The sequence below is a fragment of the Candidatus Infernicultor aquiphilus genome (genome assembly GCF_002784285.1).
GTDB classification, from domain to species: Bacteria; Atribacterota; Phoenicimicrobiia; order Phoenicimicrobiales; family Phoenicimicrobiaceae; genus Infernicultor; species Infernicultor aquiphilus.
Genome location: NZ_PFKO01000035.1, coordinates 1 through 1,233 on the forward strand (window position 1 = coordinate 1; position 1,233 = coordinate 1,233).

2 protein-coding genes are annotated in these 1,233 nt (G+C 33.7%); both read right to left on the bottom strand.

The features are described from left to right. Nucleotides 1-467 (bottom strand): NAD-dependent epimerase/dehydratase family protein (locus COZ07_RS01130; RefSeq protein WP_406606764.1); only part of this gene is annotated, 467 nt, incomplete at its 3' end. 169 nt (nt 468-636) lie between these two features. Continuing rightward, nucleotides 637-1,233: GntR family transcriptional regulator (locus COZ07_RS01135; protein WP_406606765.1), on the bottom strand; the 597-nt coding region annotated here is incomplete at its 5' end.

A 1,233-nucleotide genomic window follows, 5' to 3' on the forward strand; every position in this document is an offset into this window, starting at 1 on the left:
TAGTAGTCACAGAGTAGTTCTCCGGTTACCTTGGTTAACCCGTAGATAGTAGTAGGTCTTTGAATAGTCTCTTGTGGGGTGCTATCTTTGGGGGTAGATGGACCAAAAGCAGCGATCGAGCTGGGGGTGAAAACAGCACATTGGTATTCTCGAGCTATTTCCAGTACATTATATAATCCATTAATATTAACTTTCCAGGCTAATTGAGGGTTCTTTTCTCCACTTGCGGAGAGGATAGCAGCAAGATGAAATACAGTATCTATTTTATATTTTTTGACAGCAGAATAAATTTCTGGTGCATTCAAGCAATCAATATGTTCAAAAGGTCCTTCTTGACCAATTGTCCCTTCAAGTTTTGGCTTAATATCTGAGGCAATAACTTTTTTATCTCCATATCTTTTTCTTAAAAAAGTAGTAAGTTCAGAACCAATTTGTCCCAGTGCACCAGTTATCAAGATTTTTTTCATTTTCTTTCCTTATTAATTCAATTTAGTTGAATTTAGAAGTCCACTGTCTATAACAGCAATAATAAAATTTTGGCTTTGTTAGTGTCATTCCCTCGAAAGAGGGAATCCATCTTTAGCAAGTATTATATTTATGATTTCCGCATCAAGTACGGAATGACAAAAAGAATTTTTATTCACTATATAAGTTTATCTTTATCTGTTCAATAAAATGAATGGCGTGATTTTTTAAAATCTCTTCACATTTGTTCTGGTCATTTTTCTCCAGGGCTTTTATAAGTTCTTCAAAATCTTTAGGAATTTGCAGAGAATAAGTATCATGTTCTTTGGCAAAGAACCAGAGACGGCCAATTCGATTTCGTAAGTTTTTCAAAGTATCAGCTAAAGTTTCATTCTTAGAAGAATAGTTTATTAAATCATGGAATTCAGCATCTAATTGAATTAATCTTTGGCGATCTTTTTCTTGCTTTATCTTCTCAAGAAGTTCCTTCATCTTATTTAATTCTTCCGGAGTTACTCTTTGGGCTGCTAACCTTCCTGAGAGTCCTATTAAGAATAATCTAACTTCGAAGACATCTTTAAGTTCTTGAAAGCTTATATCAGTTACATAAATGCCGTTATTAGGAATTATGTGAATTAGTTTTTCAGTCTCCAGAAGAATAAGCACTTCCCGAATGGGTACAGCACTAACTCCAAATTCTTTGGCTAATTCTTTAATGCTCAGTACCTGTTTTGGTTTATAATCTAAAAAAACTATCCTTTTTTTAAG